The 18,729-nt window shown below is 39.9% G+C and carries 12 protein-coding genes; all 12 read left to right on the forward strand.

All coding sequences use genetic code 11. The features are described from left to right. Positions 1-8 precede the first annotated feature (8 nt). The 12 genes from QL229_RS16270 (at position 9) to QL229_RS16325 (ending at position 18,582) form a co-directional block, all read left to right on the forward strand. Positions 9-1,316 (forward strand): tetratricopeptide repeat protein, encoded by a 1,308-nt coding sequence (locus QL229_RS16270; RefSeq protein WP_119852917.1) that lies wholly within the window; start codon positions 9-11, stop codon positions 1,314-1,316. 291 nt (positions 1,317-1,607) lie between these two features. After that, positions 1,608-5,708, forward strand: coding sequence for a hypothetical protein (locus tag QL229_RS16275; RefSeq protein ID WP_188729859.1), 4,101 nt, complete (start codon positions 1,608-1,610; stop codon positions 5,706-5,708). Between the two features lie 65 nt (positions 5,709-5,773). Further along, positions 5,774-8,464, forward strand: a complete 2,691-nt coding sequence (locus QL229_RS16280) for a TonB-dependent receptor (protein ID WP_281547166.1) — start codon at positions 5,774-5,776, stop codon at positions 8,462-8,464. Positions 8,465-8,856: 392 nt separating this feature from the next. Continuing rightward, positions 8,857-9,753, forward strand: coding sequence for a lipid kinase YegS (gene yegS / locus QL229_RS16285; RefSeq protein WP_138558688.1), 897 nt, complete (start codon positions 8,857-8,859; stop codon positions 9,751-9,753). A gap of 122 nt (positions 9,754-9,875) precedes the next feature. Continuing rightward, the gene (gene asd / locus QL229_RS16290) at positions 9,876-11,018 is read left to right on the forward strand and encodes an aspartate-semialdehyde dehydrogenase (RefSeq protein WP_138558687.1); all 1,143 of its coding nucleotides are present in this window, start codon (positions 9,876-9,878) and stop codon (positions 11,016-11,018) included. A 61-nt stretch (positions 11,019-11,079) separates the two neighbouring features. Continuing rightward, on the forward strand, positions 11,080-11,703 hold the full coding sequence (locus tag QL229_RS16295; RefSeq protein ID WP_138558686.1) for an FMN-binding negative transcriptional regulator: 624 nt from the start codon (positions 11,080-11,082) through the stop codon (positions 11,701-11,703). 349 nt (positions 11,704-12,052) lie between these two features. Further along, positions 12,053-14,011, forward strand: coding sequence for a methyl-accepting chemotaxis protein (locus QL229_RS16300; protein WP_138558685.1), 1,959 nt, complete (start codon positions 12,053-12,055; stop codon positions 14,009-14,011). A 130-nt stretch (positions 14,012-14,141) separates the two neighbouring features. Further along, positions 14,142-15,680 (forward strand): EAL domain-containing protein, encoded by a 1,539-nt coding sequence (locus QL229_RS16305; RefSeq protein ID WP_138558684.1) that lies wholly within the window; start codon positions 14,142-14,144, stop codon positions 15,678-15,680. Continuing rightward, positions 15,677-16,132 (forward strand): GNAT family N-acetyltransferase, encoded by a 456-nt coding sequence (locus QL229_RS16310; protein WP_138558683.1) that lies wholly within the window; start codon positions 15,677-15,679, stop codon positions 16,130-16,132. The genes QL229_RS16305 and QL229_RS16310 overlap by 4 nt, the downstream gene beginning before the upstream one ends. A 240-nt stretch (positions 16,133-16,372) precedes the next feature. Further along, positions 16,373-16,750, forward strand: coding sequence for a hypothetical protein (locus QL229_RS16315; RefSeq protein ID WP_135926466.1), 378 nt, complete (start codon positions 16,373-16,375; stop codon positions 16,748-16,750). 56 nt (positions 16,751-16,806) lie between these two features. Then, positions 16,807-17,100 carry a hypothetical protein gene (locus tag QL229_RS16320; RefSeq protein WP_138558682.1) on the forward strand — a complete coding sequence of 98 codons (294 nt, stop codon included), beginning with the start codon at positions 16,807-16,809 and terminating at the stop codon, positions 17,098-17,100. 3 nt (positions 17,101-17,103) lie between these two features. After that, a complete protein-coding gene (locus QL229_RS16325; protein WP_281547167.1) occupies positions 17,104-18,582 on the forward strand; it encodes an EAL domain-containing protein in 1,479 nt (492 codons plus the stop codon). Positions 18,583-18,729: the final 147 nt, after the last annotated feature.

Genomic DNA, 18,729 nt, shown 5'->3' on the forward strand with positions numbered 1-18,729 from the left:
ATGCGATTATGAAACCTTTAAAAGTTGCCGTGATTTGCGCGGCTGCTTTCACAAGCAGCCTGGTAATTCCAAGCGTCGTTAGCATGTTACCAGGTGTCACACTGGCAACAGCTCACGCTGAAGAGCAAAAAACCAAACGCGTACCTGCACTGCGTGAAAAAGTGTATAGCCAATTAGCACGAGCACAAAAGCTAGCTGATGATGGTGATGCAAAAGCAGGATTAGCAGCCCTTGATAGTATTCAAGAGCGCTCTTCAAGCATGAACTCGTATGAAATTGCCATGATGCATAATTTCTACGGTTTTATTTACTACAACGAAAACGACTTAGATAAAGCAATTGCGTCGTTTGAAAAAGTAGTAAACGAAGATGCGATTCCAGAAACATTACGTGTAAGCACCACCTTTAGCTTAGCGCAACTTGCAATGGCTAATAGCGATTACGAAAAGGTAATCAAATATTTAGCGCAGTGGGATGTGATTAACGACAAGCCTAAAACAGATGCTTATTACGTATTAAAGTCACAAGCATATTATCAGCTTAAAGATTACCAAAAAGGCATTGAAAACATTAACCTTGCTATCGCAGAAGCCGACAGCAAAGGTGAAATGCCAAAAGAAAACTGGTTAATCTTACAGCGTGCTATGTACTACTCACTTAACCAGTCTGACAAAGTGGTCGAGGTACTTGAGCGTTTAGTTAAGCTTTACAACAAGCCTGAGTACTGGGTTCAGTTAGGTGGCATGTACGGTGAAACGGGCGCAGAGAAAAAGCAATTAGCGATTTTAGAAGCGGCATATCAACAAGGTTTCATGAAATCTAAATCAGATTTACGTCAATTATCACAAGTGTATTTATACAACGGCCTGGCTTTTAAAGCGGCGAACGTGATGAGTAAAGCAATGCAAGACGGTGTCGCTGAAAAATCAGCGAAAAACTATGCCTTTGTTGCAGAAGCGATGGTACAAGCAAAAGAGGGTGAAAAGTCACTTCCTTACTTTGCAAAAGCCGCTGATTTAGTTACGCATGGTCAGTACGAACAACGTATTGCAGAGGTAAGCATTAACCTTGAAAAATATGAAGAAGCAGCTGATGCTGCACGTAAAGCTCTAGATAAAGGCGGCTTAGATTTTGAATCAAATGTGTATGTTGCCTTAGGTATGGCGCAGTACAATTTACAAAATTTTGATGCCTCGATTTTAGCGTTTGAGCAAGCGGAAAAACACAAAAAGTCACAGCGTTTAGCTGAGCAATGGATCAAGTATGTGAAGCGTGAAAAAGTGCACGCCGAAACATTACGTACCGCTTTACTCTAAATCGTATTCAACAGGCAAGCGTACAAAAGAACTAATTTATAATCGCAACACCAAAGCTGCCTTCGGGCGGCTTTTTTCCGTTCCTAAAATTAACTAACTTACTCTTTTTTAAATAATTAATATTGTCATTTTATGTTTATTAAAGTGTAACTAGTTTGTCATACAGCTCCCGTAAGGTAGTCGCAGTTTAAAACTCAAGTGACCCAAAAGCATTATTTTGCAGTGCTTTTTCGGTGACTTGAGTTTATGCGCTAACACAATAATTAAATATCTATCTTAACGGAGTGAACAATGAAATTATCTGACTTATTCAAAGTTAGTTTGGTAGCTGCAGCAGTTTCTTTAGCTGGTTGTGGTGGTGATTTAGTCGTTAAAGAAGGCGACACCACTGTCAACGAAGGTGATAACATCACTAACATCATCGATAATGGTGGTGACAATGGTGATAACGGCGGCGACCAATCAGGTCGTGATGATTCTCAAAACGCAACAACTGGTTTCCCAACTGACATCGAAAATGCCTTAACACAAGGCTTAGCAACAGATGTTTCTTCACAATTCCCTACGATTACAGATAAGCCAGTTTACCGCTTATCAGCAGACACTACATTCACAGCTGATGTAACACTAACTAACGATGCTCACTGGATTTTAAATGGTCGTACAGCTGTAGGTAATGACCGTGCTGATAACGCTGTTCTTTATATCCAACAAGGTACTACATTAATTGGTGAATCGGGTGACGACTTCTTAGTTGTACGTCGTGGTTCACAAATCGAATCAGTAGGTACTGTAAGCCAGCCAATCACAATGACTTCGATTCAAGATGTAACTAATGTTGAAACGTCAATCGGTCAGTGGGGTGGTTTAGTTCTTCTTGGTAATGCACCAGCAAACTCATGTGGTGACCAACAAGGTGAAGCAACTTCAGACGAACTTGCAAACTGCGGTGTTGCAGCTGAAGGTGATGCAGGTCAATTCGGTGGTAACGTTGCAGATGATAACTCAGGTACATTGAAATATTTAGTTGTTAAACATGCAGGTAAAACACTGGGTAATGGTGATGAATTAAACGGTATCTCATTTGCCGGTGTTGGTTCAGCAACGACAGTTGATTACATTCAAGTACACGAAAACTTAGATGATGGTATCGAGTTCTTTGGTGGTACAGTAAACGTAAGTAACGTGGTACTTACAAGCATTGGTGATGACTCACTAGATTGGTCATTTGGCTGGACTGGTACAGCGAAAAACGTATACATTCAACAAGCTGCGAACTTAGGTGACAATGCGATTGAAGCGGATAACTCTGAGTTTGATTCAAACGCTACACCACTGACTAACCCTACCATTGAAAACGTAACAATCGTGGGCGCTGAAGGTAACAATGGTATTCGTTTACGTGCAGGTACTGCAGGTATGCTGAAAAACGTTTTCGTTACAGGCCCTGCAACCTATGAAAACTGTTTACGTGTTGGTTCTGACTCAGTGCCTCGTGCAGAAGACGGTTCACTGACTATCACAAACTCTATTGTTGCATGTCAAACACCTGCTAATAACTTCGGTAGCGAAACAATTAATGGTGGTACTGTACAAGCATGGTTTGAAGGTCAAGACGGTAACCAAACTCTTACACCAGCAGATTTAATGTTAGATGATAATGGTTATATGCCTTTAGCTGGTTCACCATTATTAGCGAATGGTCAAATCGGTGCATTTAGCGCAACAAATAACTGGATGGAAGGTTGGACTGTTGCTATCAATGGCGGTTTCCCAACTGATATTGAAAATGCAATGGCGCAAGGTCTTGCGACAGACGTTTCATCTGAATTCCCGCAAATCACTGACAAGCCTGTTTATCGTTTAGCTGAAGATACAACCTTCACTGCAGATGTAACATTAACAAATGACGCACACTGGATCTTAAATGGTCGTACAGCAGTGGGTGGTGACCGTACTGATAGCGCAACATTATATGTTCAAGCAGGTACTACATTAATTGGTGAAACAGGCGATGACTTCTTAGTTGTTCGTCGTGGCTCGCAAATTAACGCAAATGGTAATGCTACAGCACCAATCACCATGACATCTATCCAAGATATGACAGGTGCAGAAACAGGCATCGGTCAATGGGGTGGTTTAGTATTACTTGGTAATGCACCTGCTAACTCATGTGGTGACCAACAAGGCGAAACAACACCTGAAGAGCTAGCAAACTGTGGTGTTGCAGCTGAAGGTGATGCAGGTCAATTCGGTGGTGATGATGCAGAAGATAACTCAGGTGTTATCCGTTATGTTGTTGTTAAACACGCAGGTAAAACACTGGGTAATGGCGATGAGCTAAATGGTATCTCATTCGCAGGTGTTGGTTCTAAAACAAAAGTTGAATACATCCAAGTTCACCAAAACCTTGACGATGGTATCGAGTTCTTCGGTGGTACTGTCAACGTTCGTAACGTTGTACTAACTGATATTGGTGATGACGCGTTTGACTGGTCATTTGGTTGGACTGGTCGTGCACAAAACGTATATATCCAACAATCATCTGTTGAAGGTGACAATGCAATCGAAGCAGATAACTCTGAATTCGATTCAAACGCTACACCATTAACTAAGCCATTACTTTCAAACGTAACGATTGTTGGTGCTGACGGTAAAAACGGTGTTCGCCTTCGTGCAGGTACAGCGGGTGTTATCCGTAACATGGTTATCACAGGTCCTGACGGTTACAAAAACTGTCTACGTGTAGGTTCTGACTCTGTAGCAAATGCTGAGTCTGGTGAGCTTTCTATCGAAAACTCAGTGGTAGCATGTAATGCAGACAATAACTTCGGTTCTGAAGCAATCGGTTCTGGTAATGTTCAATCTTGGTTCGAAGGTCAAACTGGTAACCAAACACTTACTGCAGCGACATTAAACCTTGCTACAGATGGTTTCACACCTAAATCAAGCTCGCCGCTATTAGGTGCAGGTGTTGATGCGTCAGACCTTGACCCATTCTTCACTAAAACAAGCTATATTGGTGCATTTGACGGTGACAATAACTGGATGGAAGGTTGGACAGTTGCTGTTAACCCTAGCTTCCCTACAGATATCGCTAACGCAATGGAACAAGGTCTAGCGACTGATGTTTCTGCAAGCTTCCCACAAATTACCGATAAGCCAGTGTATCAACTAGCGCAAGATGTTGTTTTCACATCAGACGTGACATTAACTAACGATGCTCACTGGATCCTTAAAGGCCGCACAGCAGTAGGTGGTGACCGTACTGATAGCGCAACACTTTATGTGCAATTTGGTACAACGCTAATCGGTGAAAGTGGTGATGACTTCTTAGTTGTTCGTCGTGACTCTAAGATTGAAGCGGTAGGTACAGCAACTCAGCCAATCGTGATGACATCTATCCAAGATATGACAGGTGCTGAAACAGGCATTGGTCAATGGGGCGGTGTGGTACTTCTTGGTAACGCACCAGCTAACTCTTGTGGTGACCAAGTGGGTGAAACAACGGCTGATGAACTAGCAAACTGTGGTGTGGCTGCAGAAGGTGATGCTGGTCAATTCGGTGGTAATCAACCAGAAGATAACTCAGGTACACTTAAGTATGTTGTTGTAAAACAAGCAGGTAAAACACTAGGTAACGGTGATGAACTTAACGGTATTTCACTTGCAGGTGTTGGTAGCCAAACTGAACTTGATTATATCCACGTTCACGAAAACCTTGATGACGGTGTTGAGTTTTTCGGTGGTACAGCAAGCATCAGCCACTTAGTACTGACAAACATCGGTGATGACTCGCTAGATTGGTCATTCGGTTGGACTGGTAATGCACAATACGTATTAATCAAGCAGTCTTCATCTGAAGGTGACAATGCAATTGAAGCTGATAACTCAGAGTTTGATTCTAATGCTTCACCTTTAACAACACCTACTATCTCTAACGTAACTATCATCGGTGCAGATGGTGTAAACGGTATCCGTTTACGTGCAGGTACTGCGGGTATGCTGAAAAACGTAGTAGTAACAGGTGGTGAAGGTTATAAAAACTGTTTACGAGTTGGCGCAGATTCAGCACCTCGCGCTGAAGATGGTTCACTTACTATCAGCCACTCAGTAGTTGCATGTGCAACAGATAACAACTTCTCAAGCCAAGCAATTGGTACGGGGAATGTTCAATCTTGGTTCGAAGGCCAAGAAGGTAACTCTATCATGGACGCAGCAATGTTAGGCCTAAGCTCTAACGGTTATCAACCAAGTGCTGAATCAGCACTACTTGGTAGCGGTTTCGATGCTTCAAGCCTAAATAGCTTCTTCGACCAAGTAGATTACATCGGTGCAATGGATGCGCAAACAGACTGGACAGCAGGTTGGGTAAAAGTAGGTCTTAACTAAGCCCTTCTAATCCATGGTCGGGGGCAACCCCGGCCAGCTTCTAGTTTTGTTTTCGGAGTATAATAATGAAATCTTTTACCCCCTCTAAACTTGTGCGTTCAAAGATAAACCATGCAGTGCTTGCAGCATTAGTTGGCTTATCAGTGAATACTGCCTATGCAGCGGATGAAGCACAAGAAATTGAAGAAGTGGTTGCTGTAGGACAGCGTTTAAAAGGGAGTGCTGGCGCGGTTCTTCAAGAGCGTCAAAATCAAGCTTTCGTCGCCGATATCATGGGTGCAGAGCAAATCTCTCGTACTGGTGATGGCGATGCTGCATCAGCACTTCGTCGTGTAACAGGTTTGACACTTGTTGATGGCAAGTTCATTTATGTTCGTGGTTTAGGTGAGCGATATTCGAGTACTCAGCTTAACAGCATGTATGTACCAAGTCCTGATCCAACTCGCTCAGTTGTACCGCTTGACTTATTTCCATCAGATATTATTGAAAGTTTAAGTGTTCAAAAATCGTTTTCACCTGATATGCCAGCGCATTTTGGTGGTGGTAACGTAAATATTAGAACCAAATCAATTCCGACTGATTTTTTATTTAAAGTCGATATTGGTACTTCTTATAACACCAATAACAGTGATACAGGCTACTTCTATGAAGGTGGTGATGATGACTGGATGGGGCGTGATGATGGTACTCGTGCGTTACCAAGTGAGTTCATCGATGCCTTTTATGGTGCAGGCCTTGAAGGTGATATCAATACAACATTGGCTGAGCGCCAAGCATTGATGTCGGCTCTTGATTGGAACATTTCAGCAACTGAAAAAGACGTTGATCCTGAAATGAGCTTTTCAGTTTCACTAGGCGATCGCTTTGAAAGTGAAATGGGTACATTTGGTGTGCTAGCTGCGGTTTCTTACGAAAATGAGTGGGAAGTAGCACAAGAGAAAAGTGGTACAAACCTCGGTAGCTTAGGGTGTGAAGACAAGTGTTTTGCTCAGTATTACGATGGTACATCGACTGAACAAAATGTGCGTTGGAGTGGTACCTTCAATATTGGTTATGAGTTTAACTCAAATCATAAAATTGAACTGACTAATATTGCCCTGCATGACATGCGTGACCGTGTTCGTAATCGTAATTTCTATGATGCCAACGAAACGGAAGAAGGTGTACGTGATCTACGTCGTGTTGATGTTGTGTATGAAGAGCGTGAAATGTTCTCTAGCCAATTAAAGGGCACACACAACTTTACCGACTTTAACAACTTGTTTGTTGATTGGTACGCAGGTACAAGCCGTGCAAACCGTGATGCACCAGGTGGTGTAGACGCTGTTTTCCAACGTAACTACGACGATGGTGTGTTTGTTTCTGAGCAATTACAAGACGTTTCAGCAACTAACGTAACACGTGAATTCCAAGTTCTTCATGATGAAGTTGATACCTGGGGTTGGAATATGGGCATGCCATTTTATGGTGAAGGCTATGAGCTTGAGCTAAAAGTGGGTGGCGACTTCTCAGAGAAAACCCGTACAGCAAACAACACCACATTCGGTATTACACACCGCGGTATTTCAGATGATTATTCATTTGGTTCACGTTTAGATGAGATTTTTGCTTACGATAACATCAATAATGATGCTTTCTATGCAAGCTCAACGGGTTCTGGCATTTTTGATGACAGAACAACAGACGGTGATAAATACAGTGCGGCACATAAGTTAGATGCTTATTACTTTATGGCTGATTACTTCCTAGACAACACATGGCGTATTACCGGTGGTGTACGTTGGGAAGATTTTGCTCAAGTATCAGTACCATTTAAAGCGCATAGTAACTTATTTGATGCAACAACGGATGAACTCGCTGAAGTAGCAATTAAAGAAGATGATTTTTATCCGTCTTTAGCTGTGACTTATATCATGGATGAAGAAATGCAATTTCGTTTAAATTTAAGCGAAACAACGATTCGTCCAGATATGCGTGATGTAAGCTCAACGTTCTTCGTTGATCCGTTAACTGAATTTCTAGTTCGTGGTTCACCGACATTACAAAGCTCAAAACTTAAAAATGCTGATTTCCGTTTTGAATGGTATATGGCATCGGGCAATAACTTATCAGTTGCATTGTTCTACAAAGACATTACAAACCCTATCGAAATGGTAGAGCTTGCAGGTGTAGGTGGTGCTGCGCCACAGCTATTAACTGCAAACGCTGAATCGGGTGAGTTAACAGGTATTGAAGTTGATTTCTTGACTGATTTTAGTTTTATCAGTGCCGATTGGTCGAGTGTGTTCTTGTCGGGTAACGTTACGCTATCTGACTCAAGTGTGAAACTAGGTATTGATGATTCTGACGGCGTTGATTCGTTGTTTGAGCAGCAATTAAAAGATGCACTTGATGCCGATACCGTGTCTAACATTGTCACTAATGATGAGCGCCGTTTAGTAGGTCACTCTGAGTGGGTAGCAAACTTACAGATGGGTTATGACTCTGCTGATGGTTTCCACTCGACATCGCTTGTATATAACGTGTTTGGTCCGCGTATTATTGTACCGGGTACTCGCGGTAATGAAGATGCAGAAGAGAAGCCATTCCATTCGCTTGATCTAGTTTACTCTTACTTCCCGAACTTCAACACAAAAGTTAAGTTCAAAATTGAAAACATCCTTGGTCAAGATAAAGAAATTGAACAAGAAGGTTTATCGCTTTGGAAGAAAGAAGAAGGCACTAAGTTTAGCTTAGGCTTCAGCTACGAGTTTTAATTAAACTCCCCAAGGAAGGATACAATAATAAATCCTAACGTTGATTCAGCCCTGCACTAGCAGGGCTTTTTTGTTTCTATACCCAAACCACCTCAAGATGCAGAATTCAGCGTTTCACAGGTGCTTAATATCAAGGCGTTACTTTGCAAGAATGGCAGTCCCTTTTAAGAAGTAACAACGATGAGAGTAAGTGCCTGTGAAGCGCCCAAAGGGTTGGTTTAAAAGCAATTTATACTGCGTTATTGATTTTAACAATAGAACCACTATTACTTGCAATCAATGCCTTGCCTAAATCGCTTTTAATTCCAACTGAAACTCGCATCTTGAGGTAGTTTGGGTATATTAAACCATTGCGTGTTATGGTAGTTCTAAGTGTTAAACAGGGATTAAAAATGGACTTACGATTAATTTTAAATGGCAAAAAAGCGGCTGATGAGCAGCTTCGTGAAGCAATTAGTCAATTTCGAGCCAGTCAGTCTCTTGCTGTGCGTGTTACCTATGAAGGGGGTGACATTGAGCGCTTTATTAATGAGGCCGCTGACGAAGGCGTGAAACGTGTTGTTGTGGCTGGTGGCGATGGCACTGTTAATGAAGCCGTTAATGCATTAATGAAAATGGAAAAATCACAGCGTTTAGAGCTTGCTATTTTACCTATGGGCACGGCAAATGATTTTGCCACAGCCGCTAAGATTCCTGACGGGTACTTGCCAGCACTTGAACTTGCCGCACAGGGTCAGCCGTATGCAATTGATACAGTTGAGGTTGATAAGCGTTATTTTGTAAACGTAGCCAGTGCGGGCTTTGGGGCAAAAATTACCGCAACCACACCACCTGCACTGAAAAACTTACTCGGTGGTGGCGCATATACCTTGGCAGGGCTTGTTCAAGCGCTGAGCTTTGTACCTTACAGTGGCGAGCTTACCCTCCCTGATGGTGAGCGAACTTCGGGCGATATTATTGCTGCAGCCGTGTGTAACGGCCGCCAAGCAGGTGGTGGTCAGCAACTTTCACCACATGCATACATAAACGATGGCTTGGTTGATTTAGTTGCGTTTACATCATTTGCAATTTCAGATGTACCAGCGGTTATAGAAGAGCTCAGCAATTATCCTAATTCATCACAACAGTGGGTAAAACGTTTTCAAGTGCCATGGCTTGAATGGCAAACACAAACAGAAATGCCAATAAACTTAGATGGCGAGCCAATCACTTCAAAACAACAACGTTTTGAAGTGCATGCTGGTGCGCTAAACATGGTGCTACCAGATGCTTGTCCGCTAATACGATGATGAAAAATTTTGATGTTACTCGGTTTGCGCTGGTTTTGCTTTGGCCGCAATGCTAGATTATCCCTGTAAAAATTAAACTCTCACGCAATGGACTTTAATTTTTAACAGTTTAGGTAATTGGAATGAATCAAACAGTGGAACAAACAATGAAAAAAGTAGGATTAGTCGGATGGCGGGGCATGGTTGGCTCTGTGTTATTAGAACGTATGCAACAAGAAAATGATTTTTCTAAAATCGACACCACTTTTTTCACCACCTCACAAACCGGTCAATTAGGTCCTGATCTTGCGGGCCCTGCTAAACCGCTTTTAGATGCTAATGATATCGCTGAGCTTGCGAAGATGGACATTATTGTCACTTGCCAAGGCGGTGACTATACCAAAGCCGTTTACCCGCAATTACGCGAATCAGGTTGGCAAGGTTATTGGATTGACGCAGCATCGGCACTGCGTATGAGTGACGATAGCATTATTGTTCTTGATCCAGTCAATAAAGACGTGATTGATCAAGGCTTAGAGCAAGGTGTTAAAACCTATGTGGGTGGTAACTGTACTGTATCATTAATGCTGCTAGCGCTAGGCGGTTTATTTGAACAAGACTTGATTGAGTGGGTTAGCCCAATGACATATCAAGCCGCTTCAGGTGCTGGTGCACGCAACATGAAAGAGTTAATTGCGCAAATGGGTGCAATTCACGAAACAGTGGCAGACAAACTTGCTGATCCTAATGCTGCGATTCTTGAAATTGATAAATTAGTTACCGAAAAAATTGCCTCAAGCGATTTACCACAAGATCAGTTTGGTGTGCCTTTAGCTGGTAGCCTTATCCCTTGGATTGATGTACCAATGCCAAGCGGTCAGAGTAAAGAAGAATGGAAAGCGCAGGTAGAAGCGAACAAAATTTTAGGTAGCAGCCAGCAGCCTATCCCTGTTGATGGTTTATGTGTGCGCATTGGTGCAATGCGTTGTCATTCGCAAGCAATGACAATTAAGCTACGCAAAGATATTAGTGTTGAGAAAATTGAAGAGATCCTTGCCTCTCACAACGAGTGGGTGAAAGTGATCCCGAATGATCGTGGCATTACTTCAACTGATTTAACACCTGTAAAAGTAACCGGCACCTTGTCTATTCCGGTAGGTCGTATTCGTAAATTAGCGATGGGCCCTGAATATATCAGTGCGTTTACGGTTGGTGACCAATTGTTATGGGGTGCAGCAGAGCCACTTCGTCGCATGTTACGCATTATTGTTGATGGCCAACATTAATTACACATTTCAATATTAAGGCTAGCAGTTTGCTGGCCTTTTTTAGCACTAAAGGAAAGTAATGCACACCCCCAATAAATGGAAAATGACACCAGAGCGAGTGTCGCAGTTTATCAAAAACTACAGCTTTGCATTGATGGTTGATAGTGAATTTGAGGCAACACATTTGCCTTTAGTTTATAAACCTGATGAAGGCGAGTTGGGCACTTTATATGGTCATGTGTCACGAGCGAATCGTCATGGCAAAAGCTTGCAAGATACGCGTGTATTAGTGGTTTTTAATGGCCCGCATAGTTATATTTCACCCACTTGGTATGCAGAAAAACCTGCTGTATCGACTTGGAACTACGCTGCGGTTCATGCCATTGGGAAAGTAGAGTACCTCGATGATGACAACACCTTAGCATGCCTCGATGAGCTAATTAGCCAATACGAGCCGAGTATTTTAAACGACACTAGTTTGTTGCCAGCCGATTACCAAGCAAAGTTACTACGTGGCATAGTGGGTATTAAAATTGAACTTGACTCAATTCAGGCAAAAGAGAAGTTAGGCCAGCATAAATCGGATGAAGATCAACAAGGTGTTGTAACAGGGTTAAAAGCAGATAAACACCCAGATGCTCAGGCTTTACTTAGCTATATGCTTAAATATGGGGTAGGGATAGGCAATTTAGACGCTAGCTGATTTATCGATTCAGTAAGACTTACTACGCTAAGTTGTTTTAATACTATCTATACTGCACTGCTGTTTATTAAATCAAGAGAAGAATAGGCAGCAATTTTGCTTCCTGCAAATGCTGCCAATTGGTTGGAAACCGCTAAGTCCATTGTTGTTAAAATCGTGTTAATCACAATATTTAAAGTTAGTACATTACAAGTTTGTGTCAATATAAAGTGTAGGTACATATCAATTCTTATTGCTTATTTTATTAATCTATCAATGGTGGTTTAGTTGTATTGAATATAAGTTAAATAGCTTGCTGAAAGTTAAGTGATTAACTATATTTTCGTAAGTACCTAGCTGAGAACTCTCCATGAACATTTCTAAAAAATTAAAGTTATCTTTTGCATCGGCCATTGCGCTTCCTCTTATAATTATTGCCGTTTTAGTCATTACTCAATTAAGACAGCAGGCATTAGATAATTTCGCTGAACTAAGCGAACGAGAGGCGAGACAAGTCGATAACGGCATTAGTATGTTTTTTGACGAAATAGAGAAAAACGTCGATTATCTTGCTTCTCATTCCGCTATTTTAGACGCCGAGCAAGGCGTTAAAACCCATATGCAATCGCCTAATTCAGTGAAACTTGATCACGCAAATGGCAGTAACACAGAAAAAACCGCATTTAACTTATTTGATCATTTTGGCAAAACCCATCCAGGCCTTGCTTACATCTACATGGGGAACGAGCAAGGTGGTTATATTCAATGGCCAGAGGGTGAAGTGACAGCAAATTATGACCCAAGAGTTAGGCCTTGGTATAAAACGGGTAAAGCAGCAAATGGAAAAACAGTAAGAACCAATGCCTATTATTGGGCGGCAGATGACATGGTTATAGTGTCCACAGTAAAAGCCATTAAACAAGCTGGCGAGTTTATTGGCGTACAGGGCATGGACGTCTCTTTGCAGGGCCTTACAGATATTATTGCTAACATTAAACTTGGTGAAACCGGCTATCTAATGCTGATTGAAGATAGTGGCAATGTGCTGGTTGATGTTAAAAATGCTGATTATCGGTTTAAACAATTAAGCCAGATTGATAATGGTAAATACAAACAGCTTGCCAATAACAATCATGGTCAGTTTGAAATAGACATTAATGGCAAAGATTACTTGGCTAATATTTATACTTCGCAAAAGCTAGGCTGGAAATTTATCGGTCTAGTTGAAAAATCTGAAGTAATGAGTGCAGCAAACGCAACGACTATTACCATTTTAGTCATCAGTGCAATTCTGATTGCTGTATTCATTCTTGTTGCTAGCTATATTTCTAAATTAATTTCTGCACCTATTGTTGAGGTAAGTGATGGCCTTACGGAGATATCCCAAGGTGGAGGTGATTTAACTAAGCGTTTAGTTATTAAAACACGCGATGAAACAGCAAAACTAGCAAACAGCTTTAATTTATTTTTAAACTTGATATCGGACTTGGTTAAGCAAATTAATGACTGCGCACAGAATGTTAGTGAGACTTCTGCACACACCTCGTCACAAGCTTCTCAATTATCGGGTTCAACATCTCAACAACAGCAAGCTCTTGAAATGGCGGCAACAGCTATTAATGAAATGGCGGCAACAGCAAATGAGGTTTCTGCCAGTTGTGCAAATGCAGCCGAACTTGCTTCGCAAACTCAACAAGCCTCTGAACTTGGACAAAGTGTTATTACTGAGACGGTTGATAGCGTTGTATCTTTGTCAGAAGTGATCACCAAAGCAACTCAAGATATAAACCAACTCGATGCTGAAAGTGAAAATATCATGTCGATTCTCAGTGTTATACGTGGCATTGCTGAACAAACTAATTTATTAGCGCTAAATGCTGCTATTGAGGCTGCACGTGCCGGTGACCATGGTCGAGGATTTGCTGTTGTTGCAGACGAGGTCCGAGCGCTATCGCAAAGAACATCAGAGTCAACAGAAGAAATAGCAAGTCAACTCGATACGTTGCGTAAGATGTCTGATCAGGTGTCTAAAGAAATGACAACCAGCTTGAACCGCACAAATAAAACAGTTGAGTTGGCGCATTCTGCACAGCAGCAATTTAGCGAAATTACTGCTTCAATCGTTAATATAAGTGATTTAAACACACAAATAGCGACCGCAGCCGAAGAACAACAGCACGTAGCTGAAGATATTAATCGTAATGTTGTAGAAATTAAAAACGCCGCTGACGATGTTAGTGATATTGCACAGGGAGCGCGTGAAAATGGCGAGCGGTTGAATCAGCTATCTCATCTACTTACCGACCTAGTCGGTAAGTTTAAGGTGTAGTTAAAATTGGGTCAAAATGCATTTTCTATATCAGGAACAGATTTTCTGTTCCTTTTTTATTGGAATTTGTTGATTTAATGGTAATTAAGGTTTAGTTTTTGTAATAATATAACTAAAAGATAAGTTACGCATGAAAGGAAAAACATTAAAGACAAACAATAATAAACAAACTATCTATATAGTTTTTATCATGGTTTTTTTTATCTTTTCCTTTCACCTCATTGTTAGTTATCTACAACTAAATTACCAGAAACAGTTTGCCAATTCTTTATTATTAAAAGCAGAAAGCATATCGAGTGATTTAGCGGCTTCGATGCGAGATGTTTCTGCTATATCCCCGAGTCAGTGTGATGCAACGACAATAAACGAACTTCGTATAATTCTTTCAAAATATGAATACACCCATGATTTAGGATTGATTTTTGATGATAGGGTTTTGTGTTCAGCTAACTGGGGATTATTAGACGCTCCTTTTTTACTTGAAGGGGTTTTTTATCATTCACCTTCTGGTTATCAATTTGCTGCTAAAGTTGGTGGTATTTTCCCTGTTCCGGCTAAATATGACATTACAAAAAAAGATAACGTTATTGCTTTTACTATCAATCAGCCTTTTAAGAGTTTTGATCACTTAGATAAGGGGTTTTCTTATAAAATTGTGTCAAAAAATAAGCAGCATACTTTTCATAATTACTCGTCGCAGTACCAATTAAAAAACAATACTTTTTTGAAATCTCAGGTATTAGAAATATGTAGTAAAAAGTATCAATACTGTGTTGAAACAACGAATAATCGTCCTGGATTACTTTATTTACCTCTGTACGTATCTGCATTACTTATTTGTTTGATCGGGTTAGTCAGCTTTTTAATTGCTTACTCTATTATTTCATTTTTAGATAAGAATCATTCAATCGAGTTTAGGCTGCGTAAGGCCATTCAAAGCGGCGATTTATATTTAGAGTATCAACCAATTATTGAATTAAAAAATTGTAAAATTGTCGGTGTTGAGAGCTTGGTTAGGTGGAAAGACGCGGTTCATGGAAACGTATCACCTGAACTATTTTTAAGTATTGCAGAGCAGTTAAGTTTGTACTCAAAGTTGGCATATGACTCGGTTAAACGTGCATTTATAGAGCTTTCCCCGATTTTGCATCGTGACCCAGAATTCACAGTTGCCATTAATGTAAATGCTTATGAAATTAAGACTCCAGAATATTTAGACCGCTTGAATAAGCTTTGTGATAGGTATCAGATAAAACCTCAGCAAGTTAAAATTGAAATAACGGAGCGTATAGGTTTGCCTCTAAATGAGTTATCTGATTTTGCGACAAGGGCAAAAGATTTTGACTTCGTCATAGCACTTGATGATTTTGGAACCGGGGTATCTAACCTTGTTTGGCTGACAGAGATTAACTTCGATATTATTAAAATTGATAAAATACTTACCCAATCGATCACAGATGAATTCAAAAAGGATATGGTATTAGCCATCATGTCTCTGGTTTCAAATCTAAATCGTCTGGTCATTTTTGAAGGTGTTGAGACCGTTGAAGAATACAGCTTTATAAAAGAATATAATTCTGATCATCAAGTCCAAGGTTGGTACTTTTATAAATCTTTATCATTAACCGAACTACATAAAGTACTTGATGATAAAAAAGGATTGCAGTGAAAATAGAAAGTGTGAACTCTGATGATTATCCAGAGCTACTTGATGTGTGGGAAAACTCAGTACGAGCGACCCATGATTTTATAACAGAAGACGACATCGCCTTTTTTAAGCCAATTATTATTGAGCAAGCTTTTCCCAACGTAACTTTAAAGTGCATTAAGAGTGAACATAAAACAATTTTAGGCTTTGTTGGTGTACACGATTGCAAAATAGAAATGCTGTTCATTTTAGATGCCGCAAGAGGTAAGGGGGTTGGTAAAGCACTTCTGAACTATGCAATTGAGCAATTAGCTGCCAACAAAGTGGATGTAAATGAGCAAAACCCACTTGCAGTTGGGTTTTATCAGCACATGGGTTTTAAAGTTGCCTCACGTTCCCCTTTAGATGATATGGGCAAGCCTTTTCCAATATTGCATATGAGACTTAAAACACCCTGTGAGCCTAATCTATAAGACATAGATAGAATGAACACACTATGTGTTACAGCTTGTATTGCTAGGTATTTGGCGGAGTTGCTATACCATTATGGGGCATGTTTCCAATTTGTTTAATATTAACTTATTGAAATTGAATGCACTTAAAATAAAGAGACTTTAGAACTAAGGTAAGCTGTATTTTATAGTTAAAATTCACTGTTCAAAACAAGACTAATTTGTTAGTTTAAGGTTGTTGTCCCGATACCTGAGTTTTGTGTGAAATCAGTTTTCTCTATGTTGATTTGTGTATTACTACTCCAGCCTTTGCTGGACAGTTTTGATGTTGCAGATCACAACACTGCATTTAATTACACATCAGTACTTTTGTTAGAGGAAGTCGATCTTGAAACTCATTGCGCTGCTAATGGCGATCATCAACTACACCAATCTGAGCATGCTGAACTTGCAACAAAATTAGCTGACTCTGCAGAGAAAGGCCATTGTCATGTTTGTCATAGTCCAGCTTTTGTTGAATCATTAGCATTTTCAAAGCCGATATCAGCGTATTTTACTAAGATTGAGTCATTGAGTGTCGATTTTCAATCTGCCGATTTAACACCCATTCATCGCCCACCAATAACATCTCTTACATAACACTAACCTTTTATATTCGCTTTCAAGCTTAGTCTAATTTAAGTAAGAGTAACTATATGTATTTAAGTAATTTTATACGTTATGCACTGCTGTGCGTAAGTTTTGTGTATCAAAAAAATAATCATCAGAATATTGTTTTAGCAGAGCCTTTATCAGTTTGCAGAACAGTGCAAATTTATTTAAGTTTAATCTCTAAACTAGCTAATAAAACTACCGCCAATTTAAGAATTTACAGTAATCAATTTCCAGTAGGTGTAACAAAAGAAATTGATAGTATTAATCAGCTGATATTTATTATTGCAACACAGCTCGCAAAAGACGGACTTGATCCGCATGACTTGCAGAGGTGACGCATGTTTAATCTATCAATAGCAGCGATGAATAAAAACGGCTGTATTTTGCTTTTGGTTTTACTGGCGGGAACTGCACTGTGCACCTTGTTGGCGTTCAAATATAATTTTGAGTCAATTACTGACCTAGTCAACATGCATGAACCGTCGAGGCCAGCAAATGAAGATAATCGGCCTTTGCGTAAAAAACCAATCAAAAATGCTGTATATGTAATTTCTCAGGTAAACCAAATACGCTTTATTTTTAAAGCGGGGAGCTCGGTGCTTTCTAAATTAGTAAAAGATAAAGGTGGTATATCATTGATTTTTAGGGATAGCTATAAGCTTGGTCATGTTTATAGCTATTTACAACTAAACGAATCAGATACAAACAATCACATTAAAAAGTGGCTTGGAATCAATAAAAGAAGCAACAATTTGCTTCTTGTTTTAAGTAACCTAACAGACTTAGTGTTATTTGCTAAGCAAGAAGGGCTGCCTCAGGTTACGGGTAATAGGCGCGAACCTTCTAAAATACTTGAACCATGCAGTTATGGTTTTAAATATGGAAATAATATTAAGGAAAAAAATAAAGCAGGCCTAATGGGCTTTCCCCCTTATATTTCTGTTCTGCTTATTTGCTTGCTTACTATTATCAGTTTCTTATTTATATATTCTTTAATTTCATACTTTGATTTGCGACGTTCAATAGAGTTCAGATTAAAAAGGGCAATTAGAAAAAGGGAAATATACCTTGAGTATCAACCAATAGTAGATGTTAAGACTAATAAAATTACTAGCGTTGAAAGTTTAGTGCGCTGGAAAGACTCTATTCATGGGCAAGTCTCACCTGAGCAATTTTTGGAACTCGCTGAGCAATTATCTCTTTATCCTATATTAGCAAAGCAATGTTTGACAAAAATGATTGCAGAGCTGGCTCAGCTTATGAACACTGATCGTCTTTTTTCAGTAGCGATAAATGTCAATAGCTATGAAATACAAGATCCTGAGTTCTTGGACTATTTGCATCAGTTATGTTGCAAGCATAAAGTAAATCATGAGCAAATAAGAATAGAGATCACTGAACGAATTGGCCTGCCTTTGCAAGAGATCTCTTGTTTTGCCTTAAAAGCCAAAACTTATGGCTTTAAAATAGCATTAGATGACTTTGGTACTGGAGTGTCTAACCTTGTCTGGCTAACAGAGATTAACTTTGATGTGATAAAAATTGATAAGGTGTTCATACAGTCAATCATGGATGATGAAAAGCAAAATATGATTGTAGCTATCATATCACTGGTAACTAATTTAAATCGAATCGTTATTTTTGAAGGTGTAGAGACTGTTGAACAATATAGTTTCATTAGGAAATATAATAAAGGGTACTTGGTTCAGGGTTGGTACTTTTATAAATCTTTATCATTAGCAGAGCTTCTAAGCGAGCTCAATAATCAGCAAGGTAAGCACGAAAATACACAATGTTGGGCTTCACTAAATACTTAGTTGTTGATCATACAGGATAAAACCTTACGCCCGATATGGATTTTGGGCGTGTATCTAAAATGTTCATTTTGTAAAATGAACCTGCAATTATGCTCCTGCTTCTTATGTTTAACTCAATAATTTGTTACAGCTTATCTTTTGCTTAAT

Origin of the sequence: Pseudoalteromonas sp. PAR1, assembly GCF_947311895.1 — a bacterium.
GTDB lineage: Bacteria > Pseudomonadota > Gammaproteobacteria > Enterobacterales > Alteromonadaceae > Pseudoalteromonas > Pseudoalteromonas lipolytica_C.

Bases quoted from the DNA above. Each gene is read 5' to 3' on its own strand.
- QL229_RS16270 (WP_119852917.1), top strand. From the start codon at position 9: ATGAAACCTTTAAAAGTTGCCGTGATTTGCGCGGCTGCTTTCACAAGC.
- QL229_RS16275 (WP_188729859.1), top strand. From the start codon at position 1,608: ATGAAATTATCTGACTTATTCAAAGTTAGTTTGGTAGCTGCAGCAGTT.
- QL229_RS16280 (WP_281547166.1), top strand. From the start codon at position 5,774: ATGAAATCTTTTACCCCCTCTAAACTTGTGCGTTCAAAGATAAACCAT.
- yegS (WP_138558688.1), top strand. From the start codon at position 8,857: ATGGACTTACGATTAATTTTAAATGGCAAAAAAGCGGCTGATGAGCAG.
- asd (WP_138558687.1), top strand. From the start codon at position 9,876: ATGAATCAAACAGTGGAACAAACAATGAAAAAAGTAGGATTAGTCGGA.
- QL229_RS16295 (WP_138558686.1), top strand. From the start codon at position 11,080: ATGCACACCCCCAATAAATGGAAAATGACACCAGAGCGAGTGTCGCAG.
- QL229_RS16300 (WP_138558685.1), top strand. From the start codon at position 12,053: ATGAACATTTCTAAAAAATTAAAGTTATCTTTTGCATCGGCCATTGCG.
- QL229_RS16305 (WP_138558684.1), top strand. From the start codon at position 14,142: ATGAAAGGAAAAACATTAAAGACAAACAATAATAAACAAACTATCTAT.
- QL229_RS16320 (WP_138558682.1), top strand. From the start codon at position 16,807: ATGTATTTAAGTAATTTTATACGTTATGCACTGCTGTGCGTAAGTTTT.
- QL229_RS16325 (WP_281547167.1), top strand. From the start codon at position 17,104: ATGTTTAATCTATCAATAGCAGCGATGAATAAAAACGGCTGTATTTTG.